Source organism: Stenotrophomonas maltophilia group sp. SKK55 (assembly GCF_057179845.1).
Window position 1 is genome coordinate 309,841 of the sequence record NZ_JBXUHP010000011.1, and the last position, 26,047, is coordinate 335,887.

Annotated in this window: 29 protein-coding genes; 17 read left to right on the forward strand and 12 right to left on the reverse strand. The window is 67.9% G+C overall.

Translation table 11 applies throughout. From position 1 onward, the window contains the following. Nucleotides 1-94 precede the first annotated feature (94 nt). Nucleotides 95-547: a DUF4442 domain-containing protein gene (locus AC2A1N_RS06375; RefSeq protein ID WP_242893838.1), complete on the forward strand. Its 453-nt coding sequence runs from the start codon at nt 95-97 to the stop codon at nt 545-547. Between the two features lie 137 nt (nt 548-684). On the opposite strand, the gene AC2A1N_RS06380 is transcribed toward AC2A1N_RS06375, so the two are convergent. After that, the gene (locus AC2A1N_RS06380) at nt 685-2,001 is read right to left on the reverse strand and encodes a hypothetical protein (protein WP_484371796.1); all 1,317 of its coding nucleotides are present in this window, start codon (nt 1,999-2,001) and stop codon (nt 685-687) included. 76 nt (nt 2,002-2,077) lie between these two features. On the opposite strand from AC2A1N_RS06380, the gene AC2A1N_RS06385 reads away from it, so the two are divergent. The 9 genes from AC2A1N_RS06385 (at nt 2,078) to rnfB (ending at nt 11,299) form a co-directional block, all read left to right on the forward strand. Continuing rightward, the gene (locus tag AC2A1N_RS06385; RefSeq protein WP_134969309.1) at nt 2,078-2,761 is read left to right on the forward strand and encodes a DUF502 domain-containing protein; all 684 of its coding nucleotides are present in this window, start codon (nt 2,078-2,080) and stop codon (nt 2,759-2,761) included. Beyond that, nucleotides 2,758-3,546 (forward strand): queuosine precursor transporter, encoded by a 789-nt coding sequence (locus tag AC2A1N_RS06390; RefSeq protein ID WP_134969308.1) that lies wholly within the window; start codon nt 2,758-2,760, stop codon nt 3,544-3,546. Before AC2A1N_RS06385 ends, AC2A1N_RS06390 begins: the two co-directional genes overlap by 4 nt. A 95-nt stretch (nt 3,547-3,641) precedes the next feature. Beyond that, nucleotides 3,642-5,582 (forward strand): DUF885 domain-containing protein, encoded by a 1,941-nt coding sequence (locus AC2A1N_RS06395; RefSeq protein WP_061479668.1) that lies wholly within the window; start codon nt 3,642-3,644, stop codon nt 5,580-5,582. Between the two features lie 16 nt (nt 5,583-5,598). Continuing rightward, a complete protein-coding gene (locus AC2A1N_RS06400) occupies nt 5,599-6,669 on the forward strand; it encodes a serine hydrolase domain-containing protein (RefSeq protein ID WP_242893831.1) in 1,071 nt (356 codons plus the stop codon). Beyond that, nucleotides 6,666-7,070 carry an SMU1112c/YaeR family gloxylase I-like metalloprotein gene (gene gloA2, locus AC2A1N_RS06405; RefSeq protein WP_061479670.1) on the forward strand — a complete coding sequence of 135 codons (405 nt, stop codon included), beginning with the start codon at nt 6,666-6,668 and terminating at the stop codon, nt 7,068-7,070. Before AC2A1N_RS06400 ends, gloA2 begins: the two co-directional genes overlap by 4 nt. Before the next feature lie 507 nt (nt 7,071-7,577). Continuing rightward, nucleotides 7,578-8,021, forward strand: a complete 444-nt coding sequence (locus tag AC2A1N_RS06410) for a DUF2147 domain-containing protein (protein ID WP_049415741.1) — start codon at nt 7,578-7,580, stop codon at nt 8,019-8,021. 101 nt (nt 8,022-8,122) lie between these two features. Next, on the forward strand, nt 8,123-10,195 hold the full coding sequence (gene metG, locus AC2A1N_RS06415) for a methionine--tRNA ligase (protein ID WP_154351205.1): 2,073 nt from the start codon (nt 8,123-8,125) through the stop codon (nt 10,193-10,195). A 75-nt stretch (nt 10,196-10,270) separates the two neighbouring features. Beyond that, the gene (locus tag AC2A1N_RS06420) at nt 10,271-10,861 is read left to right on the forward strand and encodes an HAD family hydrolase (RefSeq protein ID WP_242894279.1); all 591 of its coding nucleotides are present in this window, start codon (nt 10,271-10,273) and stop codon (nt 10,859-10,861) included. 24 nt (nt 10,862-10,885) lie between these two features. Beyond that, complete coding sequence (gene rnfB, locus AC2A1N_RS06425) at nt 10,886-11,299, forward strand: Rnf electron transport complex subunit RnfB (protein ID WP_061480619.1); 414 nt, start codon at nt 10,886-10,888, stop codon at nt 11,297-11,299. Nucleotides 11,300-11,349: 50 nt separating this feature from the next. On the opposite strand, the gene AC2A1N_RS06430 is transcribed toward rnfB, so the two are convergent. Next, complete coding sequence (locus AC2A1N_RS06430; RefSeq protein WP_005418155.1) at nt 11,350-11,697, reverse strand: RidA family protein; 348 nt, start codon at nt 11,695-11,697, stop codon at nt 11,350-11,352. 192 nt (nt 11,698-11,889) lie between these two features. On the opposite strand from AC2A1N_RS06430, the gene mprF reads away from it, so the two are divergent. Next, nucleotides 11,890-14,454, forward strand: a complete 2,565-nt coding sequence (gene mprF, locus AC2A1N_RS06435) for a bifunctional lysylphosphatidylglycerol flippase/synthetase MprF (protein ID WP_242894273.1) — start codon at nt 11,890-11,892, stop codon at nt 14,452-14,454. A gap of 128 nt (nt 14,455-14,582) precedes the next feature. On the opposite strand, the gene AC2A1N_RS06440 is transcribed toward mprF, so the two are convergent. From AC2A1N_RS06440 to AC2A1N_RS06455, 4 genes are all read right to left on the reverse strand, one after another. After that, nucleotides 14,583-15,929, reverse strand: coding sequence for a virulence factor family protein (locus AC2A1N_RS06440; RefSeq protein ID WP_242894270.1), 1,347 nt, complete (start codon nt 15,927-15,929; stop codon nt 14,583-14,585). 78 nt (nt 15,930-16,007) lie between these two features. Then, nucleotides 16,008-16,625, reverse strand: a complete 618-nt coding sequence (locus AC2A1N_RS06445) for a DUF998 domain-containing protein (RefSeq protein ID WP_061480622.1) — start codon at nt 16,623-16,625, stop codon at nt 16,008-16,010. Next, nucleotides 16,622-16,795, reverse strand: a complete 174-nt coding sequence (locus AC2A1N_RS06450) for an oxidoreductase-like domain-containing protein (protein WP_061480629.1) — start codon at nt 16,793-16,795, stop codon at nt 16,622-16,624. Before AC2A1N_RS06450 ends, AC2A1N_RS06445 begins: the two co-directional genes overlap by 4 nt. Before the next feature lie 49 nt (nt 16,796-16,844). Continuing rightward, nucleotides 16,845-17,447: an HD domain-containing protein gene (locus AC2A1N_RS06455; protein ID WP_235647939.1), complete on the reverse strand. Its 603-nt coding sequence runs from the start codon at nt 17,445-17,447 to the stop codon at nt 16,845-16,847. A gap of 229 nt (nt 17,448-17,676) precedes the next feature. Between AC2A1N_RS06455 and AC2A1N_RS06460 the strand changes: the two genes are divergently transcribed. Continuing rightward, on the forward strand, nt 17,677-18,828 hold the full coding sequence (locus tag AC2A1N_RS06460; RefSeq protein WP_242894267.1) for a transglutaminase-like domain-containing protein: 1,152 nt from the start codon (nt 17,677-17,679) through the stop codon (nt 18,826-18,828). Between the two features lie 7 nt (nt 18,829-18,835). On the opposite strand, the gene AC2A1N_RS06465 is transcribed toward AC2A1N_RS06460, so the two are convergent. Further along, on the reverse strand, nt 18,836-19,171 hold the full coding sequence (locus AC2A1N_RS06465; RefSeq protein ID WP_242894264.1) for a zinc ribbon domain-containing protein YjdM: 336 nt from the start codon (nt 19,169-19,171) through the stop codon (nt 18,836-18,838). A gap of 179 nt (nt 19,172-19,350) precedes the next feature. Here AC2A1N_RS06465 and AC2A1N_RS06470 point away from each other — a divergent pair, with 179 nt between their 5' ends. The 3 genes from AC2A1N_RS06470 to AC2A1N_RS06480 all read left to right on the forward strand — a co-directional run bounded on the left by AC2A1N_RS06470 (nt 19,351) and on the right by AC2A1N_RS06480 (nt 21,429). Beyond that, nucleotides 19,351-20,712, forward strand: coding sequence for an Hsp70 family protein (locus tag AC2A1N_RS06470; protein ID WP_242894262.1), 1,362 nt, complete (start codon nt 19,351-19,353; stop codon nt 20,710-20,712). Between the two features lie 229 nt (nt 20,713-20,941). Next, on the forward strand, nt 20,942-21,235 hold the full coding sequence (locus tag AC2A1N_RS06475; protein WP_080104338.1) for a YkgJ family cysteine cluster protein: 294 nt from the start codon (nt 20,942-20,944) through the stop codon (nt 21,233-21,235). Nucleotides 21,236-21,246: 11 nt separating this feature from the next. Beyond that, complete coding sequence (locus AC2A1N_RS06480; protein WP_005410566.1) at nt 21,247-21,429, forward strand: hypothetical protein; 183 nt, start codon at nt 21,247-21,249, stop codon at nt 21,427-21,429. 49 nt (nt 21,430-21,478) lie between these two features. Here AC2A1N_RS06480 and AC2A1N_RS06485 read toward each other — a convergent pair whose 3' ends face one another. From AC2A1N_RS06485 to AC2A1N_RS06495, 3 genes are read right to left on the reverse strand one after another with little or no spacing between them, the layout of a single operon-like run. Further along, on the reverse strand, nt 21,479-22,360 hold the full coding sequence (locus tag AC2A1N_RS06485) for a DUF4097 family beta strand repeat-containing protein (protein ID WP_061480626.1): 882 nt from the start codon (nt 22,358-22,360) through the stop codon (nt 21,479-21,481). Between the two features lie 11 nt (nt 22,361-22,371). Beyond that, nucleotides 22,372-22,905 (reverse strand): hypothetical protein, encoded by a 534-nt coding sequence (locus AC2A1N_RS06490; protein WP_154351208.1) that lies wholly within the window; start codon nt 22,903-22,905, stop codon nt 22,372-22,374. Continuing rightward, nucleotides 22,902-23,480: an RNA polymerase sigma factor gene (locus AC2A1N_RS06495; protein WP_242894258.1), complete on the reverse strand. Its 579-nt coding sequence runs from the start codon at nt 23,478-23,480 to the stop codon at nt 22,902-22,904. The genes AC2A1N_RS06490 and AC2A1N_RS06495 overlap by 4 nt, the downstream gene beginning before the upstream one ends. Before the next feature lie 126 nt (nt 23,481-23,606). On the opposite strand from AC2A1N_RS06495, the gene AC2A1N_RS06500 reads away from it, so the two are divergent. Both AC2A1N_RS06500 and AC2A1N_RS06505 read left to right on the forward strand, forming a co-directional pair. Beyond that, on the forward strand, nt 23,607-23,786 hold the full coding sequence (locus AC2A1N_RS06500) for a hypothetical protein (RefSeq protein ID WP_061480628.1): 180 nt from the start codon (nt 23,607-23,609) through the stop codon (nt 23,784-23,786). Nucleotides 23,787-23,821: 35 nt separating this feature from the next. Beyond that, nucleotides 23,822-24,415 (forward strand): mechanosensitive ion channel family protein, encoded by a 594-nt coding sequence (locus tag AC2A1N_RS06505; protein WP_005418176.1) that lies wholly within the window; start codon nt 23,822-23,824, stop codon nt 24,413-24,415. A 597-nt stretch (nt 24,416-25,012) separates the two neighbouring features. Here the strand turns inward: AC2A1N_RS06505 and AC2A1N_RS06510 are convergent. Then, nucleotides 25,013-25,279 (reverse strand): DksA/TraR family C4-type zinc finger protein, encoded by a 267-nt coding sequence (locus tag AC2A1N_RS06510; RefSeq protein WP_010482865.1) that lies wholly within the window; start codon nt 25,277-25,279, stop codon nt 25,013-25,015. Between the two features lie 170 nt (nt 25,280-25,449). Next, a complete protein-coding gene (locus AC2A1N_RS06515; protein WP_069139975.1) occupies nt 25,450-26,007 on the reverse strand; it encodes a DUF2058 domain-containing protein in 558 nt (185 codons plus the stop codon). Between the last annotated feature and the right edge of the window lie 40 nt (nt 26,008-26,047).

Genomic DNA, 26,047 nt, shown 5'->3' on the forward strand with positions numbered 1-26,047 from the left:
GGACATGCACGCCGCCGTGGAACACACGCCCGGGGTGCAACATACGCATGCGAATGGTTAGACTGGGCGCCTCGCCTCGCGCCCCCGGACCCGCATGAACGCCCGCCTGTTCCGCTTCGGCATCAACCTGTGGCCGCCGTTCCTGTTCACCGGCATCCATGTCACCCGCATCACGCCCGATTACCGGCAGATCGACGTCGAGCTGCGGCTGCGGCCGTGGAACCGCAACTACGTCGGCACGCATTTCGGCGGCAGCCTGTTCGCGATGACCGACCCGTTCTGGATGCTGGGCCTGCTGCACATCCTCGGCCGTGACTACTACGTGTGGGACCGGGCCGGTGCGATCGATTTCCTCAAGCCTGGCCGGGGCACGGTGGGCACCTCGTTCCGCATCGACGATGCGCTGCTGGCCGAACTGCGTGCCGAAGCAGCGGGCGGCGAGAAGGTGCTGCGCTGGTTCAGCAACGACGTCGTCGACGAAAGCGGCGAGGTGGTCGCCCAGGTGCGCAAGCAGGTCTATCTGCGGTTGAAGCCACACGCGCGCTGATCCGGCGCGGGCGCTGTCCTCTGCTGCCCTGCCAGGGAGGCTCCGATGCGCCCGTATGCGCGTGTGCACCTGCGGTGCGACGCGGAGCGAAGGCGGCCGCGAGGATGACGAGGACAGCGCGCACTGGCCGCCGCTGCTCAGTCGCGCGCGGCGGCGGCCGGGGCGTCCCCCGCCACCATCGGTACCGACAACCATGGGCTCTCGTCGGTGCTGCGCGGCGCTGAGCGCCGCGCTACCTGCAGGCGGCGGCCATCGGCCGACAACTGCGTTGCCCGCACCTGCGAGCGGAACTGGGCAGGCAAGCGCTTCAGCGCATCCACAGGGTCCTCGGCCTGCTGTCGCAGCCAGCGTTGCGCACCGATCAGCCGCACCATCGCGGCAGCATCCTGGGGCCGTGACGAATAGGCCGGATAGGCCGGGCCCGCGATATCGGCCAGCACGCACCCCATGACGTTCGACAGGCAGCCGAAGTCATGCTGCGGCGGTGCCGGCACCGGCAGCGGGCGATCCGCCTCCAGCGCGGTCATCGCCGCCGCGCCACAGGCCCAGCCCAGGTTGCCCGCCACACGCGCCAGGGTGCTGCGGCGATCGAGGACCAGCACACCACCGAACTCCTGCGCCGAGGTTTCGATCGCAGCCCTGCTCATCGCATACTCGCCCTGCATCGCACGGCACAGGCTCTGTTCGGCGGCCCGCATCGGCTTCATCGCCTGCTCGCATTCCGCTGGCAGCGGCTGGTCGGCCGGCAGTTCGACCAGCATGTCGGCCAGCAGCTGGGCATTGGCCTGCACCAGGCTGGCACCGATGATGCTCTCCACCAGATAGCTGCCGCCCGTCACCAGCCGGCGGCCCAGCTGAAGCCCGCGGCAACTGCCACGCAGCGCACCGTCGATATCACCCTGCACATAGGCCAGCGCGCGTGCGCTGGTGGCATCGATCACCAAACCATAGGTCGGCATCGGCACCAGGATGCCTTCCCCTTTGGGCCGGAACGGCGACACGAAGTGATCCGCATCGGCCAGCTGGTCCAGGCGCGCATGCAGCTGCTGGTGGCCAGCGTGGGCATCGACGAAGCGCTGCGGGTCCGCGCGCACCTGGGCGAGGCAGTCACTGGCGGTCGGTCCGCAGCTGGCCGAAGGCCGTGATTGCAGCTCGACGTGGTCCTCTGCCAGCTGCGGACGGGCGCCGCCCTTGCCGCGCGGATCCGCCTCCCAGCGCTGTACGTCCCGGGCCAGCGCCTGATCGCGCTGGCCCGGGTCGAGATCGTCGAACGCGAGTGTCCACAGCAGCGCAAAGCCGTTGCGGCCATCAGCGGGCAGGCGGGCCTGCAACCGCTGCTGGGCCTGCAGCCGTGATTCCGGCACCGGCCACATGCGCGAGGCACACCACACCACGATGGCCAGCACCAGCAGTCCTGCCAGGGCCCAGCCCAGTCCGCGCAGAATCTTCAACACAGCTTCCCTTCCATGCATCGCTGCCGCAGTCGATCCCCCAGCGTAATCGACCGGCTGTGGCCGCTACAATGCGCGGATGTCGCTCGAAGCCCCCGCCCTGGTCCCCCGCCCCTCCCTGCAGCGCCTGTTCCTGACCGGCCTGCTGACCCTGCTGCCGATCTGGCTGACCTGGGTCGTGGTCAAGTTCGTGTTCGTGCTGCTGTCGGGCATTTCCAGCCCATTGGTGGTGCCGCTTTCCGAGCAGATCGCGACAAGCTTCCCGCATTACCTCGGCTGGGTCCGTGCCGAGTGGATCCAGAACACCATCGCCCTGATGGCCACCCTGCTGGTGATCCTGGCGGTGGGCGTGGCCAGCCGCCGCGTGCTCGGCCAGCGCCTGCTGCGCTGGGTCGGCGCGGTGATCAAGCGCATTCCGCTGGCCAGCATCATCTACGACAGCGCCAAGAAGCTGCTGGACATGCTGCAGACCGAGCCGGGCAGCACCCAGCGCGTGGTGCTGATCGATTTCCCGCACCGCGACATGAAGTCGGTCGGGCTGGTCACCCGCGTGATCAAGGAACACGGCACCGACCGTGAACTGGCCGCGGTGTACGTGCCAACCACGCCGAACCCGACCTCGGGTTACCTGGAGATCGTGCCGGTGGAGCTGCTGACCCCGACCGACTGGACCGTCGACCAGGCCATGAGCTTCATCATTTCCGGCGGTGCCGTCGCACCGTCCAGCGTTCCGTTCACGCGCGCAGGCGAACGCAGCGAATGACCACCGTGGCGCCGATCGAGCGCCCTCTGCAGGACCGCGCGGTCCTGCTGTTCATCGTGCTGGCCGCGTTCTTCTGCGGCAACGCCGTGCTGGCCGAACTGATCGGGGTGAAGATCTTCGCGCTGGAAGACACCCTCGGCATCGATCCGCTGAACTGGAACCTGTTTGGCCAGACCGGTTCGCTCAGCTTCACCGCCGGTACCCTGCTGTGGCCGGTGGTGTTCATCATGACCGACACGATCAACGAGTTTTTCGGCAAGCGCGGCGTGCGCTTCATCTCGTGGTTGGCCGTGGTGCTGATCGCCTATGGCTTCCTGTTCGCCTTCGCAGCGATCTCGCTGGCGCCGGCCAGCTGGTGGGTCACCTCGATGGACGGCCACGGCGTGCCGGACTACCAGGCGGCATTCGCAGCGGTGTTCGGCCAGGGCATGTGGACCATCGCCGGTTCGCTGGTGGCCTTCCTGCTCGGCCAGCTGATCGACGTGGCCGTGTTCCACCGCATCCGCCAGGCCACCGGCGAGCGCCACGTGTGGCTGCGTGCGACCGGATCCACCGCGATCTCCCAGGTGGTGGACAGCTTCGTAGTGATCTGGATCGCCTTCGTGCTCGGCCCGCAGCACTGGCCGACCTCACTGTTCCTGGCCGTCAGCAGCGTCAACTACATCTACAAGATGGGCTTTGCGGTTGCCTTGATTCCACTGCTGTACCTGATGCGGCGTGCGATCACCCGCTACCTGGGCGCAGACAGGGCCGCCGCGCTGCGCGCCGCGGCCGCGGCTGACTGAAGCCCCAGCGACGGCAAGCTGACTGCCGCCTTCACGCTGGCCGTACGCGGCCGGATCGTGCAAGCTCCACGGTCTGTGTTCCACGGAAGCTCCTGATGCCGCATCGCACCCGCGCCCTGGCCGCCGCCATTGCCGCGTTGTTCCTGTTCAGTGCCGTACCGTCGGCCGAAGCAGCGAAGAAAAAGGCCAGCCGCCCTGCCGCCGCGCAGACCCGCCAGGCTGCCAAGCCCAAGGCCAGGCCCGCCCGCGCCACCGCGCCGGCGCGTGGCAGCTCGGCGCGCCGCGCCGCGCCGCGCCCGGTCGCCCCGGCCCGGGCCGTACCCAAGCAGGTGCAGCTGGAGCGCCTGTACGACGAGTACTGGGATGCCTCGATGCGGTTGAACCCGCTGCAGGCCACCTTCCAGGGCGAGGCCCGCTACAACGACCAGCTGCCCAACATCCTGTCCGCCGCCTGGCGCCAGCAGTCGCACGACTTCACCACGCAATGGCTGGGCAAGGTCGAGAAGCTCGGCAGTGACGGCCTGCAGGGCCAGGACCTGCTCAGCTACGAGATCTTCGTGCGCGACGCGCGCGCATCACTGGCCGCCGAGCGCTACCCGAGCTGGATGATGCCGATCAGCCAGTACTACAACATCGGCAGCATCATGGCGATCCTCGGTTCCGGTGCGGGCGCGCAGCCATTCAACACCGTGCAGGACTACGACACCTGGTCGCGCCGTTCGCTGGGCATTCCCGAGCTGTTCGACCAGGCCATCGACAACATGCGCCAGGGCATGAAGGCCGGCGTGGTGCAACCACGCGACCTGATGGAAAAAGTGCTGCCGCAGCTGGATGCGGTGATCAAGCCGACCGCCGAGGAGAGCATTTTCTGGTCGCCGATCCGCACCATGCCGAACACCATCCCGGCTGAAGACAAGGCGCGCATCAGCGCCGAATACAAGCGCATGATCGAGCTGCGCATCATGCCGGCCTACCGCGCCCTGCGCGGCTTCATCGCCACCGAATACCTGCCGGCCACACGCACCAGCAGCGGCCTGGGCGCATTGCCCGATGGCCAGGCCTGGTACGCCAACCTGATCGTGCAGACCACCGCCAGCGACCAGACCGCCGCACAACTGCATGCGCTGGGCGAACAGCGCGTGCAGGAACTGCAGGCGCAGATCGCCACGGTGATGAAGGATGCCAAGCTGCGCGGCTCTCCCACCAAGCTGCTGCGCAGCATGCGCAACGACCGCCAGTTCCAGTACGGCGACGCCAACGCGCTGATCAACCGCTACCGCCAGGTGCAGCAGCAGGTCAGCGCACGCCTGCCGCAGGTGCTGGATACCTTGCCGCAGGCACCGCTGGAAGTCCGTGCGGTGGAACCGGAACGTGCACTGACCGCCGCCGCTGCCGCCTATCAGCCGTCGGCGGCCGGTCAACCGGGCGTGCTGTACATCAACACCCGCGACCTGCCCAGCCGCAAGCGCTGGAACGTGCCGGTGCAGTACCTGCATGAAGCGATCCCGGGCCACCACGTGCAGCTGGGCCTGCAGCAGGAGCTGGCCAAGCTGCCGCGCTTCCGCCGCCTCGGTGGCGATCTCGCCTTTGTCGAAGGCTGGGGCCTGTACGCCGAAACGCTGGGCGAGGACCTGGGCATCTACACCGATCCCTACGACCGCATCGGCTACCTGTACTCGCGCCTGCTGCGCGCCGCCCGCGTGGTGGCCGACACCGGCGTCAATGCACAGGGCTGGAGCAAGCAGCAGGCTGTCACCTACCTGCAGAAGACCGTGGACATGAGCAGCGACGACGCCAGTGCCGAAGTCGAGCGGATCATGGCCCAGCCCGGCCAGGCGCTGTCGAACGTCGCCGGCCTGACCACCATCGTTGCCCTGCGCGACAAGGCCAAGGCACGCCAGGGCGCCGCCTTCGACCTGCGCCGCTTCCACGCCGAACTGCTGAAGGACGGCTCGATGCCGCTGGACGTGCTTGACCGCAAGATGGAACGCTGGATGGTTCAGCCGGCCAACACTACGCCCACGCCTTCACCTTGACCCCTCCGGAGCCACCATGCGCCCTGCCGTCGCCCTGTTCGCCGTCGTGCTGGGCCTGCTGCCCTCAACGGGTATCGCCGCACCGGTGCTGACGCCACCGGATGCGGGCATCGACGGGCTGATGCAGGCCTACGACGGCCAGGCACCCGGTGCTGCAGTCCTGGTGCTGCACGACGGGCACGCGGTGTTCCGCCGCGGCTACGGCCTGGCGGTGGTGGAGGACGGCACCGCGGTCACCCCGGCCAGCAACTTCCGGCTGGCCTCGGTCAGCAAGCAGTTCACCGCTGCGGCGGTGCTGCTGCTGGTGGAGGATGGCCGGCTTGGGCTGGATCAACCCGCCCGGCAGTGGCTGCCCGAACTGCCACCAGCTGCCGCGGCCATCACGATCCGCCAGCTGCTCTCGCACACCGGCGGCCTGCTCGACTACGAAGACCTGATGGATCCGGCTGATACTCGGCAGGTGCATGACGCCGACGTGCTGGCCCTGTTGTCGCACGAGGACCGCCTGAATTTCGCACCCGGCACGCAGTACCGCTACAGCAACAGCGGCTATGCACTGCTGGCACTGATCGTCGGCCGCGCATCCGGCCAGGATTTCGCAGCCTTCCTGCAGCAGCGCCTCTTCCGTCCACTGGGCATGGTCCACACCGTGGCCCATCAGGACGGCATCGATACCATCGCCGCACGCGCCTATGGCTACAGCTGGATCGATGGCCGCTGGCAGCGCACCGACCAGAGCGCCACCAGTGCCGTGCTCGGCGATGGCGGGATCTACTCTTCGCTGGACGATCTCGCCCGCTGGGATGCGGCGATGTACGACGACCGCCTGCTGTCGAAGGCCTCGCGCCGCGCGATGTTCAGCCCGGCCACATCGACATCCGAACCGGATGTGCCGCACTACGGCTTCGGCTGGCGCCTGAACGGCCGGGTGCAATGGCACAGTGGCGAAAGCATCGGCTTCCGCAATGTGATCGTGCGACACCCGGAAAAGCACCTGACCGTGATCGTGCTGACCAACCGCAACGCCCCCGAACCCTATCCGCTGGCACTGAAGATCGCCCAGCGCTGGCTGGACACCCTGCAATGAACACTGGTTCCGACGCCCTGCTGGGCATCCACCACGCGGCACTGATCTGCAGCGATTATGCGTGTTCAAAAGACTTCTACGTCCGCATCCTCGGCCTGCGCGTGCTGGCCGAGAACCACCGCGCTGCGCGCGATTCCTGGAAACTGGACCTGGCCCTGCCCGACGGCGGACAGCTGGAACTGTTCTCGTTCCCCTCGCCACCGCCCCGCCCCAGCCGCCCGGAGGCCCAGGGCCTGCGCCACCTCGCGTTCCGGGTGGCCACGCTGGAGCCGTTCATCGAACGCCTGGCCAGCCACGGCGTGGACTGCGAACCGATCCGCGTGGACGAATATACCGGCCGCCGCTTCACCTTCTTCGCTGACCCTGACGGCCTGCCGCTGGAGCTGTACGAAGTCGGTTGAGGCCCATTGCCGCCACCGGACGCCTCATCCACGCATGGCGTGGATCTACCGTGTCGACCAAGGTCGACACCTACCAACAGCACACGGAACCTGTCGAAGGCGGGGCGGGTCCGTTTGCGGGGGCGTGAGCCGCATGGGCCCGAGGCATGCCTCGGGCGGGTTGGGCAGGACGCCCAACCCCGATCTTGCCGCGTGCGCAGGATTGCGCACACGAGCAAGCGGCGACCGAGCTTACATGGGTGAGGGCGCTTTGCTTGCGAAGCACTGCTTCGCAAGCGCCCGAACGCACAGCCGCCAGCGGCTGGGCCGGGCCCCGGAGGGGGACTTGCAGCGCCCCCCGCAAACGGACCCGCCCCGCCATCCCACGGAATCCCGCCGTTGCTGTTGCCGTTGCCTCTGCGGGTGCAGGGCGCAACCCTGCAACGCCCCCCTTCCCCATACTCCGCCGAATGGGTATACAGTCGACCCATGCCGGCACCGTGCCGGAATGAACCCTGGGAGGGGACCATGCGCAAGACCTTCAAGACCCTGCTGCTGGCATTGCCGCTGTGCTTGGCCGCACTTTCGGCGCAGGCCGCCGACGGCGCCGCCGGCCGCTGGAAGACCATCGACGACAAGACCGGGAAGGTGAAGTCGATCGTCGAGATCACCCAGGCCCCCAACGGCACGCTGACCGGCAAGGTGGTCGACATCCTGCACTCGGACAAGGGCCCGAACCCGGTCTGTGACGGCTGTGAAGGCGCCAACAGGAACAAGCCGGTGAAGGGCATGACCATCCTCTGGAACCTGAAGGCCGACGGCGCCAACAAGTGGTCCGGCGGCACCATCCTCGACCCGGCCAACGGCAAGACCTACAAGTCGAAGATGGAACTGCAGCCCGGCGGCACCCGGCTGGACGTGTCCGGCTGCATCGCCTTCATCTGCCGTGCGCAGACCTGGCAGCGCGAATAAGCGCTCCGCACCTGATTCAACCCCGTGACCCGGCCCCGGCCGGGTCACGTCGTTGCGGGCATGCGATACTCTGCGGTTCCCCTCGGCTTCACCCCGCGACCATGACCCGTACCGCGCTCGTCACCACCGCCCTGCCCTACGCCAACGGCCCGCTGCACCTGGGCCATCTGGTCGGCTACATCCAGGCTGACATCTGGGTACGTGCGCGGCGAATGAGCGGCGGCAGGACCTGGTTCGTCTGCGCCGATGACACCCACGGCACGCCGATCATGCTGGCCGCGGAAAAGGCCGGGGTCACCCCGGAAACCTTCATCGCCAACATCCAGGCCAGCCACGAACGTGACTTCGCCGCCTTCGGCGTGGCCTTCGACCACTACGACTCGACCAATTCGGCGGCCAACAAGGCGTTGACCGAGCAGTTCTACCTGAAGCTGGAAGCGGCCGGCCACATCAGCCGCCGTTCGGTCGCGCAGTTCTACGACCCGGCCAAGGGCATGTTCCTGCCCGACCGCTACGTCAAGGGCATCTGCCCGAACTGTGGCAGTGCCGACCAGTACGGCGACAACTGCGAAGTCTGCGGCGCGACCTATGCACCGACCGACCTGAAGGAGCCGCGTTCGGTCATCTCCGGCGCCACGCCGGAAATGCGCGATTCGGAGCACTTCTTCTTCGAGGTGGGCCACTTCGATGCGTTCCTGCGCGAGTGGCTGGCCGGCGATGTCGCCCTGCCGGGCGTGAAGGCCAAGCTGGGCGAGTGGCTCAATGCCGAAGGCGGCCTGCGCGCGTGGGACATCTCGCGCGATGCGCCGTACTTCGGTTTCCAGATTCCCGGCCAGCCGGGCAAGTACTTCTATGTCTGGCTGGACGCGCCGATCGGCTACCTGTCCAGCTTCCAGACCCTGTGCGGCAGGAACGGTGAGGACTTCGAAGCGCACCTGCGTGCCGGCACCGCCACCGAACTGCACCACTTCATCGGCAAGGACATCGTCAACTTCCACGGGCTGTTCTGGCCGGCGGTGCTGCACGGAACCGGCCACCGCGCGCCGACCCGCCTGCACGTCAACGGCTACCTGACCGTGGACGGCGCCAAGATGAGCAAGTCTCGCGGCACTTTCGTGATGGCCCGTACCTTCCTCGATGCCGGCCTGGAGCCGGAAGCGCTGCGCTACTACTACGCCGCCAAGTCCGGCGGTGGCGTCGACGATCTCGACCTGAACCTGGGTGACTTCATCGCCCGCGTCAACGCCGACCTGGTCGGCAAGTTCGTCAACCTGGCCAGCCGCTGCGCCGGCTTCATCAGCAAGCGCTTCAACGGCCAGCTGGCCGCGCAGCTCCCCGATGCGGCGCAGTACCAGCGCTTCGTCGATGGCCTGGCGCCGATCCGTGAAGCCTACGAGCGCAACGACCCGGCCGCGGCGATCCGCCTGACCATGACCCTGGCCGACGAAGCCAACCGCTACATCGACGACGTCAAGCCGTGGGTCATCGCCAAGCAGGAAGGCGCCGATGCGCAGCTGCAGGCCGTGTGCAGCCAGGGCCTGAACCTGTTCCGCGTGCTGGTCACCGCCCTGAAGCCGGTGCTGCCGGCCACCGCCGCGCAGGCCGAGGCCTTCCTCGCCGCGCCGGTGAATGACTGGACCGAGCTGGCGCAACCGCTGCTGGGACACCGCATCACCGAGTACACCCCGCTGTTCACCCGTATTGACCCGAAGAAGATTGACGCCATGATCGACGCCTCCAAGGACACCCTGCAGCCGGCGGCTGCCGCTGCCCCCGCCGCCAAGCCGGCCGCCCCGGCTCCGGCCCCGGCCAAGGATGAAGCAAAGAGCGCCGACGCCCCGGCCTACATCGGCATCGACGATTTCGCCAAGCTCGACCTGCGCATCGGCAAGGTGCTGGTCTGCGAGTTCGTGGAAGGTTCGGACAAGCTGCTGCGCTTCGAACTGGACGCCGGCGAGCTGGGCAAGCGCCAGATCTTCTCCGGCATCCGTGGCAGCTACGGCGAACCGGAGAAGCTGGTCGGCCGCAGCGTGGTGTTCATCGCCAACCTGGCCCCGCGCAAGATGCGCTTCGGCCTGAGCGAAGGCATGATCCTGTCGGCCGGCTTCGACGGTGGCGCACTGGCGCTGCTGGACGCCGACAGCGGCGCGCAGCCGGGCATGCCGGTCCGCTGATGCCAGCGGGCGTGGTTACGGCCACGCCCGCCGGCAGCTCCGGCCCCGGGAGGCAACGCGATGGGAAGCAACGCAATGGAACTGGCGCTGTTCGACTTCGACCACACCGTGACCACCTGCGATACCTATAGCCGCTTCCTGCGCCGCGTGGCCACCGCCGAACAGCTGGCACAGGCATGGTGGAAAGTCGGGCCGTGGCTGGCCGCGTACAGGCTGAAGCTGATCTCGGCCGAACGCATCCGTGCACGCGTCACCCGCCTGACCTTCAGTGACCGCCACAGCGATGACATCGCCACGCTGGCCGCAGGCTTCTCGCGCGAGTTCCTGCCCGACGTAGTGCGCCCGGAAATGCTGGAGCAGATTCGCTGGCACAAGGAACAGCGGCACACCGTCGTGATCGTGTCCGGCTCGCTGGACCTGTACCTGCGGCCGTGGTGCGATCAGCTGGGCCTGCAGCTGATCTGCAACCGGCTGGAAAGCCAGGACGGCCGCCTGACCGGCCGTTACGCCGGTGGCGACTGCGGTCCGCGCAAGGCCGAGCACATCCGCCGCCAGTTCGATCTGTCGCGCTACGTGCGCATCCATGCCTACGGTGACAGTTCCGAAGACAAGCCGATGCTGGCGCTGGCCCACGAGCGCTGGTTCCGCGGCAAGCCCCTGAAATAACCCAACGCGCAGCCTTCGCCACGCATGAGCCTGATCCCGCCCCTGACCGAACGCCTCGACCGCCTGCTGCCGCAGACCCAATGCGGGCAATGCGGCTATGACGGCTGCCGCCCGTACGCGCAGGCAATGGCACGTGGCGAGGCGGGTGTGGACCGCTGCCCGCCGGGTGGCGACGCCGGTGCACGGGCGTTGGCGCAGGTGCTGGGTGTACCGGCGATTCCGTTCGATCGTTCGCGCGGCGAGCACAAGGCGGCCCAGGTCGCGTTGATCGTCGAAGCCGACTGCATCGGCTGCACCAAGTGCATCCAGGCCTGCCCGGTGGACGCCATCGTCGGCGGCGCCAAGTACATGCACACGGTCATTGCCGACCTGTGCACCGGCTGCGAGCTGTGCATCCCGCCGTGCCCGGTGGACTGCATCGAGCTGCTGCCGCTGTAACAGGGGTCAGATGCCTTTCCGCAGGAAAGGGACCTGACCCCATCCCGCAGTTACGGCACCGCTGCCGTCACCACGATCTCGACCTTCCACTCGGCGTGGGCGAGCTTGGCTTCGAAGGTTGCGCGGGCCGGGGTCGCGCCCTCGACCACCCACTCGTCCCACGCCTTGTTCATGCCGTCGAAGTCGGCGATGTCGGCCAGGAACACTTCCGCACGCAGCACGTGCTGGCGATCGCTGGCGACCAGCGCCAGCAGCTTGTCGATCTCCGCCAGCACCTGCCGGGTCTGGCCGGTGATGTCCTGGCTGGTGTCTTCCGGAATCTGGCCGGAGAGGTAGGCGACCTTGTTGTACACGGTCATTTCGGACATGCGCGGTCCGACGTCGTAACGCTCCATCATGGGCGTGGCTCCTGCGGGTGATCAGGCCCGCATTGTCCTCCAATCCGGTCAACGGTGGGTGCACGGGTCCCCGCGCGACACGTCACTACCGGGCTCCGACACATCCGCTGGTCAAATGGCGGCGACAGGCGCACGATGCGCCACGCCCCGCGTTGACACCGCACTCGCCCCTCCTGACGCACCCTTGCGCCGATGACCGCAGCCACCAACCCCGCCGCCGCTTCCTCCACCCCGGCATGGAAGCGGGTCCTCACCATTGTCGTTCCCCTGCTGATCCTGTCGCTGGCCCTGCATGGCCTGGCCAATGAATTCGATGAGCACGGCTACCGCGCCATCCGCCAGGCATTCCGCCAGCTCAGTGGCCTGCAGATCACGCTCACCGTGATGCTCGGCCTGGCCAGCTACGCCTGCCTGATCGGCTTCGATGCCATCGGCCTGCGCCGCAGCGGCATCCGCGTGCATCCGGCACGCATCGGCATCACCGCCTTCCTTGCGCATACGCTGGGCCAGACGGTGGGCTTTGCCGCGCTGACCGGCGGCGCAGTGCGCCTGCGCGGCTACCGCAGCGCCGGCCTGGACCTGGCGCAGATCGGCCAGGTGGTGCTGATGAGCACGCTCGGTTTCGTGTTCGGTGCGTGGCTGTTGATCAGCGTGGCACTCTGCATGGAACCGGCGGCAGCGGCGTTGGCATTGCCACTGAATCCCGATGCCGTGCGCATCGTCGGCATCGTCGCCCTGCTCGCCTATCTGGGTACCGTGCTGCTGGTCGGTCGCGATGGACGGCAGTTCAGCGTGTTCGGCCATGCGTTGTGGCTACCCGACCGCCGCACCATGCTCGGCGTCACCGTGCTCAGCGTGATCGAGCTGGTGCTGGCCAGCGCCGCGTTCTATGTGCTGCTGCCGGACTCGACGCCCACCGGCCTGCCCGGCTTCGTCGGCCTGTACCTCGTCGCGGTACTGGCCGGCCTGGTCTCGACCGTGCCGGCCGGCCTGGGCGTGTTCGAATGGAGCCTGTTGAAGCTGTTGCCCCAGGTGGCACCGGCGGCGGTGCTGGCGGCCGCGTTGATCTACCGCGTGACCTATTACGTACTACCGCTGGTGCTGGCCACGTTGCTCGCCCTTGCGCCCGCGCTGCGCCAGCCGCTGCAGGCCAGTGCCGGGGCAACCCGCGCCGGCTGGAACGCACTGCGCCCATGGTTGCCGCAGATCATCGCGCTGGCGGTGTTCAGCATCGGCGCCGCGCTGGTCATCGATGGCACCCTGCCCACGCCACGCCGGCACCTGGTGAATGCCTCGCTGCCGATCCTGGAAACCTCGCACCTGATCGGCAGCCTCAGCGGTGTTGCGCTGCTGCTGATCGGGCAGGGCCTGGCCCGGCGCAGCCACGCGGCGTGGATGCTGGCGATGGCGGTGTGCGTGGTCACCCCGCTGCCGCTGTGGCTGCGCGGTGGCCAACCGTTGATCGCCGTCTCGGCGGTGCTGGTGGCGATGGCGCTGTGGGCCGCGCGCCGCGAGTTCTACCGCCAGGGTGCGCTGCTGGATGAAGCCTGGTCCTGGCCGTGGCTGCGCAACCTGGGCCTGGTGCTGGTGGCAGTGACCTGGCTGCTGTTCTTCACCTACAGCCATGTCGAATACCAGAACGAGCTGTGGTGGCAGTTCGCGGTCTCCGGCAACGCACCGCGCGCGTTGCGTGCGTTGCTGGTGGTGGCCATCGCGCTGGTGATGTTTGGCCTGGCGCGGCTGCTGCACAGCACACGCAGCCCGCTGCCCGCCGCCGATGAAGCGACGCTGCAATCGCTGGCGCCGGTCCTGGCCGGTGCCACCGACACCCAGGCCTGCCTGGTGCTGACTGCTGACAAGGCAGTGCTGCGCGATGAAGCGAAACTGGGCTTCGTGATGATGCAGCGCTATGGGGGTTCGCTGATCGCGATGGGCGACCCGGTCGGCCCGCCGGACGTCGCCCGCGCATTGATCTGGCGCTTCCGCGAGGAAGCCGACCGCCTTGGCCTGCGCCCTGTCTTCTACCAGGTCGGCGAGTCCTACTGGCAGACCTATCTTGACCTCGGCCTGGGGCTGGTCAAGCTGGGCGAAGAAGCGATGGTGCCGCTGCATGATTTCGGCCTGGAAGGGCGCGAGCGCGCCGACCTGCGCCAGGCCTGGAACCGGGGCAAGCGGGGTGGCCTGTCCTTCCGCGTGGCGCCCGTGGAGGAAATTCCCAGCCTGCTGCCGCGCCTGCACGCGATCTCCAACGCATGGCTGGAAGACAAGGCCGGCGACGAAAAGGGCTTCTCGCTCGGCAGCTACGACCCGGATTACCTGGTGCGCTTCCCGGTGGCGCTGGTCGAGGCCGAAGGCCAGATCGTGGCCTTCGCCAACCTGTGGCAGGCACCGGCCGGCGCCGAGCTGTCGGTGGACCTGATGCGCCACGTCAGCGAAGCACCGAAGGGCACGATGGACTTCCTCTTCATCGAGCTGTTCCTGTGGGGCCGCGCACAGGGCTATGCACGTTTCTCGCTGGGCATGGCGCCGCTTTCCGGGCTGGCACAGCATCGTCTGGCTGGTCGCTGGAACCGCCTGGCCGGCCTGCTGGCGCGGCATGGCGAACGTTTCTACGGGTTCAGTGGCCTACGCCGCTTCAAGTCGAAGTTCGATCCGCAGTGGCGGCCGCGCTATCTCGCCGCGCCTGGCGGCATGCACCTGCCGGCGGCGCTGCTGGACGCCACGCGCCTGATCTCTCTGGACCCGCGGCGCAACTGACGACCCGCACCACCCGGCAGGTGTCGACCTTGGTCGACACGCCAGCGCCAACACGCTGACGGGCGTGGCCCGGCGTTACCGCGGCTCGTTCTGGTGGGTGCGAACCGTTGGTTCGCACGCTCTCCGCTTCACGCCCCGCCCTTGAGGATCACTTCGGCCAAGCGATCGTAGTCCCCCCCGAAATGGTGATCGCCCGGCAGCTTCACCTTCCTCACGCCGTCATTGTCCGGCAGGTCCGGGCACAGTGCGTCCTCGTCCTTGTCGCCGTACACGCACAACGTTTTTTCCGCCGGCAGCCTGGCCACTTCCGGCGCGATCGGCAGGCCGTCGCCGCCACCGCCCAGCCAGTTGCTGACATGGAATTCGAAGTCGGCCTTCCTGCCCACCGACAGCAGCACGATGCGCTCCAGCGCCTCGCGGGTACCGGCGTCGAGCTGGTTGATCGTGGCCGGCAGCACGTCGGCGCCCTGCGAGAAGCCGATCAGCATTACCTTGTCGCGGTGCCACTGCTGACGGTAGTGGTCGATGATCTTCTGCAGGTCAGCGGCGAAGCCCTTCGGCGTGCGCTCACTCCAGAAGTAGCGCAGCGAGTCGATGCCGACCACGGCCACGCCGTGCTCGTTGAGCGACGATGCCACGTCCTTGTCCAGGCCGGCCCAGCCACCATCGCCGGAAACGAATACCGCCAGCGTATCGCCGCTACCGGTCGCCGGTACTTCCACCACCGGCAGGCCTTTCAGCGCGGCCGGCGGCGGTGCCAGACTGACCCCGGCCTGCGCGCCGATCACCCGCGCCGCGGCGACCAGGCCCGGCGACGCATCACCGCGCGCGGTGCGCTTGAATTCGCGCGCCATCGCCACCTGCTGCACGAACTGGCTGGCCTCGCCCACCTTGCAGCCGTGATCGCCAGCAGCACTCAACCACGGGAAATTCAGTTCGGCGGGCTGCAGTTTGTTGTGCTTCACACCATCGCCGCAGACCATGCGCTGGTGGTTGTGGTCCGGGCAGAAGCCGGTGGTGAGCAGGCCGGCAAACACCTGGGTGTCAGCCTGCGCCGCAAGCGAATAGGCCATCTCGGCACCCTCGCCGTCACCGCCGACCAGCGGCAGGTGGTAGCCGGGCAGATGCAGGGACGCCTGCAGCCAGCGCGAGAAGTTCTCAACGTCACCGGCGCCGAACGAACAGGTCGGATCACCCTCGCGCTTGAGCACGCCGCGCAGGTGCGCGATGTCCACAGCGGCAACCATGGCGCCGTCGGCACGCAGGGCTTCGATCGGCAGGCGGCTGGTGTCACCACCCGGGGTGGGCTCGTGGAACCAGATCACCACCCGCTGCGGCGTGCCGGCCGGCATGTGCACCGGAATCTGCTCGAACCGCCCATGGCTGAACTGCTGCGGGGTCCCCGCCGCCGTCGCCGGCAGCGCGGCCAGCGCCAGTACCACACCCATTGCCCTGCCCAGCCCTGCACGCTTCATATCGCATCCCCGATGGAATGCGCACACGATACGCCGCCACCGCGTGCACGGCACGTACCGGTGCAGGCCGTTGGCGATTCAGTCGGCCGTGGTACGCCGACTGCGCCGGTACAGTGCCAACGCCAGGTACAGCAGCCAGCCTACGATCACCACGATCAGGACCTTCTGGCCCAGCCCGCGCGGCGGACCGGCGCGCCACAACACATGCAGCCACAACAGTACGAACGCCAGCCAGGCCCAGCCCCAGAGCAGGCCCGCGGCGGACTGCCAACCCGGTTCGCGGCGCAGGTACCAGGCCTGCAGCAGCATGCCGACGCTGGCACACAGGAACGCGGTGTTGGCCGCCAGCCCATGGATGAACGGTGCCAGCAGCGGCGTCGCTTCCGGCAGCCAGCTGTCACCGATGGCGACCGTGGCCAGGCCCAGTGCCGAGACAGTGAACAGCAGCGGCGCCGCCGCGCTGCGCCGCGGGCCGATGCTGCCCCGGTAGAGGCTGATGCCGAGCAGGGCGATCGCCAATGCCAGCAGGCAGTAGGCCGCGCGCAATGCCAGCCCCCACGGCCCGTGCAGATAGAGGCTGAGCGTGGCCCGCACCCAGTCCAGATCGGTGCGTGCGAACTGGGTCCACAGCGCGGTGGCCACGAACAGCAGCAGCGCCGCCAACGCCAGCAGTGCCGCTGGGCGCGCGCGGCTCATGCGGACGCCTCCGGGTGCCGCGCCAGCCATTCGGCCAACGCCTTGCGATAGCGCTGCAGCTCGTCGGCATACAGGTCCAGCACGCACAGCGGGCAACCGCTGCCGCAGCATTCGTTCGGACCGGGCTCTTCCGGCGGCAACGGGCGGGGATCGGGATCAGGGACAGACACGGTTGGAAGCGGCAATCGGTGGAAACAGGCCCCAGTGTACCGGGCTGGTTCAGTGGCCCAGCTGCCGGCGCAGGTTGTCGCGCGCGGCCGCATCGAGTCGCTGGTGGAAGAATTCGCTGAGGAAGATGCGCGGTGCACGCAGCAGGCCCTGCAGGAAACGGCGGCGGCCGGCGCGATACAGGAAGCCCGGCACCACGCCCTTGTACTCTTCGGCCACGCCGCGGTCATAGGCGCTGAACACCGGTTCCGGCGCGGCCAGGATCGCCATGTCGCAGTCCAGGAACAACGCGGCCTCGGCATCGACATCGTCCGGGCCGAGCTCGCCATGGCGGGCAGTCAGCAGGATCAGCTGCTCTACCCGGGCCGCGTCGACCGTGGCAAGTTCCGGCGCCTGCGCGATCACTTGCAGGGCCAGCTGCGCCGAACGCGCCTCGTTGTCCTTTCGCCCCGCCACATAGATCGCATCGTGATAGAGCGCGGCCAGGTAGACCTCGGCCGGCTGCTGCCAGCCTGGACCGTCGGCAACCTCCTGGCAGTGCTGCAGCACCGCACGCACGTGGCCGAAGTGATGGTAGGCACGTGGTGGCGTCGCATAGCTGTCCTGCAGCGCCTGCCACTGCGCCGGAGCGAGCGTCAGCGGGGAGAAGTCCATGACCGGATCATCCCGCCTGCGCCGGCAGCGGGCAAGCTGGCCATTTTTTCACCACACCCTCACAACGCCCTTCGCACGGGGCCCCAACGCGGTTGTCCACAGCTTTGTCGAGCGCTGGTCCACACCGGCTGTGGATGAACGCGCGGACCGACCAGCGGTCACTGCAGGGGGGCGCGCACAGGTCTACACTCGCCTCAGGCGGGAGCGCCCGCCGCTGCCGGGAGCCGTCATGTACTGTCCTGCCGCCCGATCCGTTCTGCTCGCACTGGCCGCATTGGCGGCACCCTCCGCGATCGCCCTGAACCCTGGCGCGAACGAAGTCCCTGCGCTCACTGCCAGCACCGCCGCGCCGACGATTCCGACGCCGCAGCAGGTGTTCGCGATTCCACCGGCCATGCTCGATATGCTGCACACCCAGGTGACCCGTCGCAGCTATTCGCGCGAGCAGCGCCTGCAGGCGCTGGTGGAGATGATCTTCGACCGCCATGGCATGGACCTGCAGTACGACGCCGACGCGACCCTTACCGTCAGCGAGATCTGGCAGCAGCGACGCGCCAACTGCCTGGCCTTTACCCTGATGTTCGTCGCGCTGGCACGCGAAGCCGGCATCCAGGCGCGCGTGCAGGAGGTCGGCCAGGTGGTGTCGTGGTACCAGGACCAGGCCCAGGGCCTGGTCTACAGCGTAGGCCACGTCAATGCCGGGGTCGCCTTCTCCGGCCGCTTCGCCACCGTCGATCTGGATCGCAATGTGCTGTACGACCGCCGCGGGCCGCTGCCGATCAGCCAGGCGCGGGCGTTGGCGCACTTCTACAACAATCGCGGTGCCGAACGCATGGCCAGCGGCGACCTGGCGGGCGCACGTACCTTCTTCGATACCGCGCTGGCGCAGGACGGCAGCTTCGCTGCCACCTGGAACAACCTGGGTGTGCTGGAAAACCGCACGGGCGATACCGCCGCCGCGCGGCGGGCACTGGAAAGGGCGCTGCGACTGGACGGCCGCCAGGATGCTGCACTGACCAACGCCAGCGCCCTCTACCGCAAGCTCGGCATGATTGCGCAGGCCCAGGCACTGGAGCAGCGGTTGCAAACGGTGCAGCGCGAAGACCCGTTCGCGCAGTACCTGCTCGGAGCCGAGGCCGAACGCGCCGGGCAACTGCAGCAGGCGATCCGCTATTACCGGAAGGCCGTGCGCCTGTACGACACCGCGCACCAGTTCCACTTCGGGCTGGCGCGGGTCTATTTTCTGGCGGGCCAGCTCAAGCACGCCGATCGTGAGCTGCTGCGTGCACAGGAACTGGGCGGGGCGCCGCAGCAGGCGCGCTACCAGGCCAAGCTGGACAGCCTGGCCCGCTGGCGCGCACGGCAGCAGGCAAGGCGCTGAAGGCCGGTCAGGCCTTCTTGAGGAAGCGGGTTTTCAGGACCAGGCCCTTGATCTTGTCCGAATTGCCTTCGATGTGCTCGGCATCGTCCTCGACCAGGCGGATGTTGCGGATCACGGTGCCCTGCTTTAGCGGGATCGAGGAGCCCTTGACCTTCAGGTCCTTGATCACGGTGACGGTGTCACCGGCCTGCAGGGTATTGCCGTTGCTGTCACGCACGACCAGGGTCGAACCGGCACTTTCCTCGGCGGTCCATTCGAAGCCGCAGTCGGCGCAGATCAACAGCGCGCCATCGGCGTAGGTGTTTTCCAGGGTGCACTGCGGGCAGGCAGGGGCAGAAGACATCAGCAAGTACCTCAAAGTGAATCAACAGCCGCCATTGTAACCGCCCGGCTCCCCTGGCCTTTTCCGGGCAGTACGCCGCGACCTCCTTGACCCGGCCCGGAACAGGAAACTGCGGGACCTTGCAGTCGGCGGCGAACTGCAGCAGAGTGCGCGGCCCCTGATCGCCCCCGGAACTCCCCATGCGCCTCGGCATCGACTTCGGTACCAGCAACTCCGCCGCCGCCATCGTGCATGAAGGGAAGCTGCTGCCGATCCGCTTCGGCGACGCCGAGCAGTTCCGGACCAGCGTGTACTTCCCCGGCGTGGTGCCCGACCCGGATGACTTCCAGCTCGATGACGGCCAGGAGCACCAGCTGCAGCAGATGATCGACAGCGCTGCGCGTGCGGCGCGCGCCGCCGGCCAGGAACGCACACCGCAGGCGCTGCGCCGCGAAGCCCTGCGCGCGCTGCGCCGGGAATGGATGGAGGCCCGTGCCGGCAAGGAACGCAGTGCCAGCGACCTGCTGCAGAATGCGGTCTACGGTGACGAAGCGCTGGAAGCCTATTTCGAGGAACACGAAGGCAACTTGGTGCAGAGCCCGAAATCGATGCTCGGCTACAACCTGCACCCGCGCGCCAAGCAGACCATCACCGGCATCGCCGCGCACATCCTCGAACACATCCGCCTGACCGCCAGCGCCCAGCTTGGCCAGCCGCTGCGAGCGGCCCTGCTCGGGCGTCCGGTGCAGTTCCGAAGCTCGATCGGTGCGGCCGGCAATGACCAGGCGCTGGACATCCTGCGCGAAGCCGCCCGCCAGGCCGGTTTCGACCAGATCGATTTCCTCGAGGAACCGGCTGCGGCGGCCATGTACTATCACGCCGAAAGCCGCGAACGGCACCAGGCCGTGATCGTCGACATCGGTGGCGGTACCACCGATATCGCCCACGCCGAAGTCGGCGGCGACGACGCCCCGCGCATCCACCGCGCCTGGGGCATCGCCCGCGGCGGTACCGACATCGACCTGGCGCTGAGCCTGTCCAGCTACATGCCGCTGTTCGGGCGCGGCATCACCCGCGTGCCCGCCCACCACTACGTGGAAGCGGCCACCGTGCAGGACATGACCCGCCAGCGCGACTTCCGCCAGCACAAGTATGACCATGTCGACAATCCGTGGGGCGCGCGCCTGCAGGCCCTGCAGGACACCGGCAATACCGCCCGCCTGTACCGCGACGTCGAGCGCGCCAAGATCGCCCTCAGCGCCGCCAGCGAACATCGCAGCACGCTGGACTACATCGCCCGCGACCTGCATGCCGACAGCAGCGCCGACGGCCTGGCCGCAGCCGCCCATGGTTATCTGGAGCAGCTGCGGGAGCTACTGGCCCAGGTCCGCAGCGACATCGGCGGCGACCCGGACGCGGTGTTCCTGACCGGCGGCATGTCCCGCGCCGGGTATCTGCGCCAGGCCGTTGCGGAGGCCTTCCCGGGCGCCCGCATGGTCCACGGCGAGCCCTCGCTGGGCGTGGTCCAGGGCCTTGCGCTGGCGGCAGCCAGCCAGGATTAACAAAACGTTACGCGATCCAAGTTACTCTTGGTCGGCTAGAACCCTGCTGCACCTTCCACCGGCCACGCCGGTGTGTGTCCACGGTGCAGCCTGGCCCGCCCTGCGGGCCTAGCGGCCATGCCTTCCTGGCTCGTTCATGGTCCGCGTACCACCGGAGCCGCCATCGAGACCCGCTTTGGGCACCCGCCAGGCCCCTGAGGCCTTACAACCTGACGCAGCACATGCACCCATCGACTGCCGCCGTTGTGACGCGGTCTGTTGCCGGCTGCCCGTGTTGCTGCAGCCTGGCGACCACGTGCCCGGCCAGTTCCTGTCACGCGACACCCACGGCCGTGCCGTGATGGCGCGCAACGAGGAAGGCTGGTGTGCGGCGATCGATCCCTATCACCTGCGCTGCACGATCTATTCGCAGCGCCCGGCGATCTGCCGCCAGTTCTCGATGGGCGGCAGTGACTGCCGCCGCGAGCGGCAGGACTACCTGCGCCAGGCTGATGCCTGGGCGCTTTCCTCCCCTTCCACCTGACAGGAGCAACCATGCCCCGCAAGGCAAAGACCCCCGCGAAGGCCAGCAACAGCATCCGCAGCGAACGCAAGGGCGCGGCCGCCAGCACCGTGGTCAGCAGCGATTCGATCGCTTCGGACCTGGCAGCGTTCCGCAAGGCCGGTGGCAAGATCGAAGTCCTCGGCACCACCTGGGCGCTGAAGAAAGCCAGCTGACCCAGTAGCGACCGCGGCGGCGCTGCCGCCGCGGCCTGCCGGATCGCGCTCAGCGATCCAGGCTTACCCGAACACTGCCCGAATGCGACTGGATGCGGATATCACCGTCGCCGCTGCCCAGCCGCGTGTCAAGATGGCTGCCGGGGCCGTAGCGCGGCCGCTCCACCTGGCCAGCATCGCTGTTGATCGACCCGCTGAAGCTGTTCACCGACAGCTGCGCCGAGACGGCGCGCGGCAGGCGCAGGTTGACCGACGCACTCACCGATTCGACATTGATACGGCCTCCCGGCGCCAGCCCGGCCGCCGACAGGTCAATACTGCCCGATACGGTTTCCACCGCCAGCCGCTGCACCCGCCCGGCATCGACCTCGACCCGGCCGGATACCGTCTGTGCACCGATGTCGCCGGACACGCCGCTCCCGGCCACGATCCGGCCACTGACCGTATTTACGTCCAGCTTCGGCGTCTGCAGGCGCGCGCTGACACCGCCACTGACCGTATTGAGCTTGCTGTCACCGCTGCGACCGGAGGCGCTGAGGCTGCCGCTGACGGTGTCGGCCTGCAGGCGGCGCACGTCGATGCCACTGATGTCCTGGCTGGCACTGACCGTGCTCAGCAGCAGCTCCACCGAGCGCGGCACGTTCAGCACCAGCGTTGCGCCGCCGTTGTTGCTGCGACGCGGATACTCGATCTCCCAGCGGACGCGGTTGGCACTCTTTTCCTGGCGCAGCTGCAGGCCATCACTGAGCGTACCGGTGAGCTGGACGTCGTTGCGGTCCCAGCCACGCACGGTCACCTTGCCGGCCACGTTGCTCAGTTCGATGCGGCCGCCGGCGGCTAGATTGTGGCGTTCGTCGATCCGGGTGTCAGCCAAGGCCACCGCGGGCAGCAGCAACAGCGCGGCGCAGCAGGTCATCAGGGTTCGTGTCATCGGGGGTCTCCTCAGGTCGTCAGGCCGGACTCGGCGGCATAGGCCGCCTGCCGGGTCAGTTCCAGCCGCAGCGCATAGGTGCGCTTGAGCTGGCCAAGCAGGTGAGGCGCACGTGGGTCCTGCGCCAGCGCGGCCTGGATCTGTGCCGCGCTTTCATCCAGTTCGTGCAGCGCCGGCTGCCATTCCGGTGCCCGGCCTGCGGGCAGCGCGGCCACCGCCTGCCGGTACTGCTCGGTCATCGCCGCAGCCTGCAACTGCAGCGTGGACGGCACCGGTATATCCGGCTGCGCATGCCGCCAAGGGGCCACGGCGTAGATCGCCAGGCTGGCAGCCAGGACAGCGCCGGCCGGCAACCACCAGCGGCGCCGCGAACGCGTTGCCAGGGCCACCACCTTGCCGGTTGGCGCAGGTGCTGCCTCTGGTTCACGCGGCGGCAGCCGGGCAGACAGGCGTGCCCAGCCATCGGCCGGTACATCGCGCTCGTTCGGCAGCGCGCGCAGCCGGGCCAGCAGATCGTGATCGGAATCGTGTTCGTGTGTACTCATGTCATGTCTCCCAGCCGTGCGCGCAGCAGGCCGCGCGCACGATGCAGCTGTGCCTTTGAACTGCCGACGGCCATCTGCAGCTGCTCGGCGATTTCCTGGTGTTTCCAGCCTTCGATGTCGTGCAGTACCAGTACCGCACGCGCCCTCGGAGGCAGCGTCGCGAGTGCGCGCTCCAGGTCGCGCTCGGTACCGGCACAACGGTCGTGCACCGCCAGCTCCTGCAGGCCGCCGTCGACCTCCTCCAGACTGTCGTGGTCCTGCCCGGCGGCGCGCCCGCGCAGTTCCATCAGTGCGGCGTTGACGCCCAGCCGGTGCAACCAGGTCGACAGGCTGCTTTCGAACCGGAACCTCGGCAGCGCCTTCCATGCCTGCAGGAACGCTTCCTGCAGGGCATCCTCGGCACGCGCCTGCTGGCCCCCGCACAGGCGCCACAGTACGGCGAACACGCGCGGCGCATGCCGCCGGTACAGCAGTTCGTAGGCCGCAGTGTCACCGGCGGCGGCCGCCCGCACCAGGGCGGGTTCGTCGACAGGGGCGTGGGCGGCAGGCGGCGCTGGCATGGTGGTGTCGAGCATATCGCTTGGATGCGGCGACCCGGAAAAAGGTTTAGAGCCGATCGCCGATCAAGGCCATGCAACCTTTTCGACGATAGCTGCATCCATGCAAGGTCATTCGAGAAAACACCTCCAGGGAGTTCCGCCATGTCCAGCCCATCCTGCGCCGCCCTGCTGGTAATCGTCGCTTGCGTCGTGCTGCAGGCATCGGGCCTGTCCTTGCGGTTGTGCCCCGACAACGGCCGCGCCTGCCTGCAGCAGGATCGCCAGGAGCTGGTCTGCCTGGCGTGGTCACCGATGGTCGAAACCCCGGCACGCGCCGGGTAACATCGAGGCCGTTCCCGCCACCTGTTTTCGCCCCCATGATGTTGTCGCTGAAGGATCACCTGCCGGCCTGGAGCCACCCATGGCTGAACTACGCGGGCGTGGCCCTGCAGATCGTGCTGGTGCTGCTGGTCGCCTGGCTGCTGCGGGTACTCGCCCGTCGCCTGATCCGGCGCTTTGCCGAGCACTACACGCTGCCACCTGAAATGGTGATGGGCGCGCGCCGGATCACCAGTTTCGTGGTCTATTTCAGCGCCCTGCTGTATATCCTCAGCCTGCTCGGCGCGAAGCCTTCAGTGCTGTGGACCGCGTTCACCGGCTTCGCGGCCGTGGGCGCAGTGGCCTTCTTCGCGGCCTGGAGCGTGCTCTCCAACATCTTCTGCACGTTGCTGATCTTCACCACTCGCCCGTTCCGCCTGCATGACTACATCGAAGTGCTGGAGAACGGCGAGAAGCCGGGCCTGAAGGGCCGGGTGATCGACGTGAACCTGATCTACACCACACTGCAGGAAACCGGCGACGGCCACGAAGGCACGGTGCTGCAGCTGCCGAACAACCTGTTCTTCCAGCGCACGGTGCGCCGCTGGCGTGACCCGGCGCAGGCACCCGGCGGCATCCAGGGCGACGGCTGAGGGTGGGGTTTTCGGCAGGGCTGCGCCCTGCATGCGCCGAAGCCTTCAAGCCAAGGCAACAGCAACAGCAAAAGCTGGCATTCCGTGGGGTGGCGGGGCGGTGTCGGAGTGCGGGGACGCCGCAAGTACGTCCTTGCAGGCTTGGCAGCCGCTTGCTCGTGTGCGCTTTCCTGCGCACACGGCAAGACCGGGGTTGGGCGTCCTGCCCAACCCGCCCGAGGCATGCCTCGGGCCCATGCGGCTGACACCCCGCACTCCGACACCGCCCCACCTCCGACAGATTTCCGCGATCGGGTAGATCCCGCCGGGCGTGGATAAATTTCCATCGAAATCGAAAATTTCGATATCGGAATGATTTGAGCCGAGCATGGCTCGGCTCTACAGAAGAACGGACAGATCGCGGAAATCTGTCGAAGGCGGGGTAGGTCCGGTTGAGGGGGCGTGAGCCGCATGGATGCGGCGACCGAGCTTACATGGACGTACTTGCAGCGTCCCCCTCAATCGGACCCACCCCGCCATCCCACGGATCGCACGCTTTTGCCGTTGCCGTTGCCGTTGCTCCAAGCAGGTGCAGGGCGCAGCCCTGCCGAACAACCTTTACCTCAACTGGCTGTCCTTGCTGCCACGCCGGTTGTAGCCGGCATGCGCCTGTTCTTCGTCGTCATGCGCCTGCTGGCACGCCACGCACAGCCGGACACCTGGCACGGCCTGGCGCCGCGCCAACGGGATCGGCGCGTCGCATTCCTCACAGTGCTCCAGACCCGGGCCCTCGCGCAGCTGGCGCCGCGCGCGGGCGATCGCATCGTCGACGGTGGCGTCGATCTGGTCCTGGACCGCGCCGTCTCCCGCCCAACCGGTAGCCATGGCCATCCTCCGCAGGTGTGTCGCCTGATATGGAGACAATACACCCCGGCAAAAAGGCACGCCTTAATGTAGAGCCGAGCCACGCTCGGCTGCTCTTCAGGAAGACGAACAGAGCGCGGATGGGTACGATCAAGCCGATTGCGACTTAATCCCCTCCGTCCCCTTTTTGCTTACCAGATCAGGTCGTCCGGCACCTGGAACTGGGCGTAGTAGGCGTCGTCCTCGGCATTGCCGGTGGAGATCTCGGCGGTCGAGCCCGGCTGGCCGTGGTCGACGATGATCGCCTCCGGGGTCCGCTCGCGTACCTTCTCGGCGGCGGCGCGCGGCAGCAGGGCGTAACCCTCGCCATTGGCGACGATGACCAGCACGCCCACCGACAGCGCCTTGCGCAGCTTGGGGTCGATCAGCAGGGTGCGGATCGCCGCGCCATCGCTGAAGCGATACTCGTCATCGCCCTTGTGGGGCACGGCATGGGCCGCGATGATCTGCTTCGCCTGCGCCTTCTGTTCCGCCTGCCTGGCCTGGGCATTGCGCTCGGCGGCCAGCGCACGGTCGCGCTCGACCTTCTCGGCACGGGCACGTTCAGCCTCACGCTGGACCTCGGCCGAGGCCGATTCGGCCTTGCCCTGGCGGGCCTTGGCCTGCTCCCGCGCGGCGGCGCTGGCCTGCGACTTCTTGGCCAGACCGGCCTTGAGCAATTGTTCCTGCAGCGCGTTGGGCTTTGCCATGGTCGGTACGTACCGCGTGTAATCTTGGATGCTTCCATTC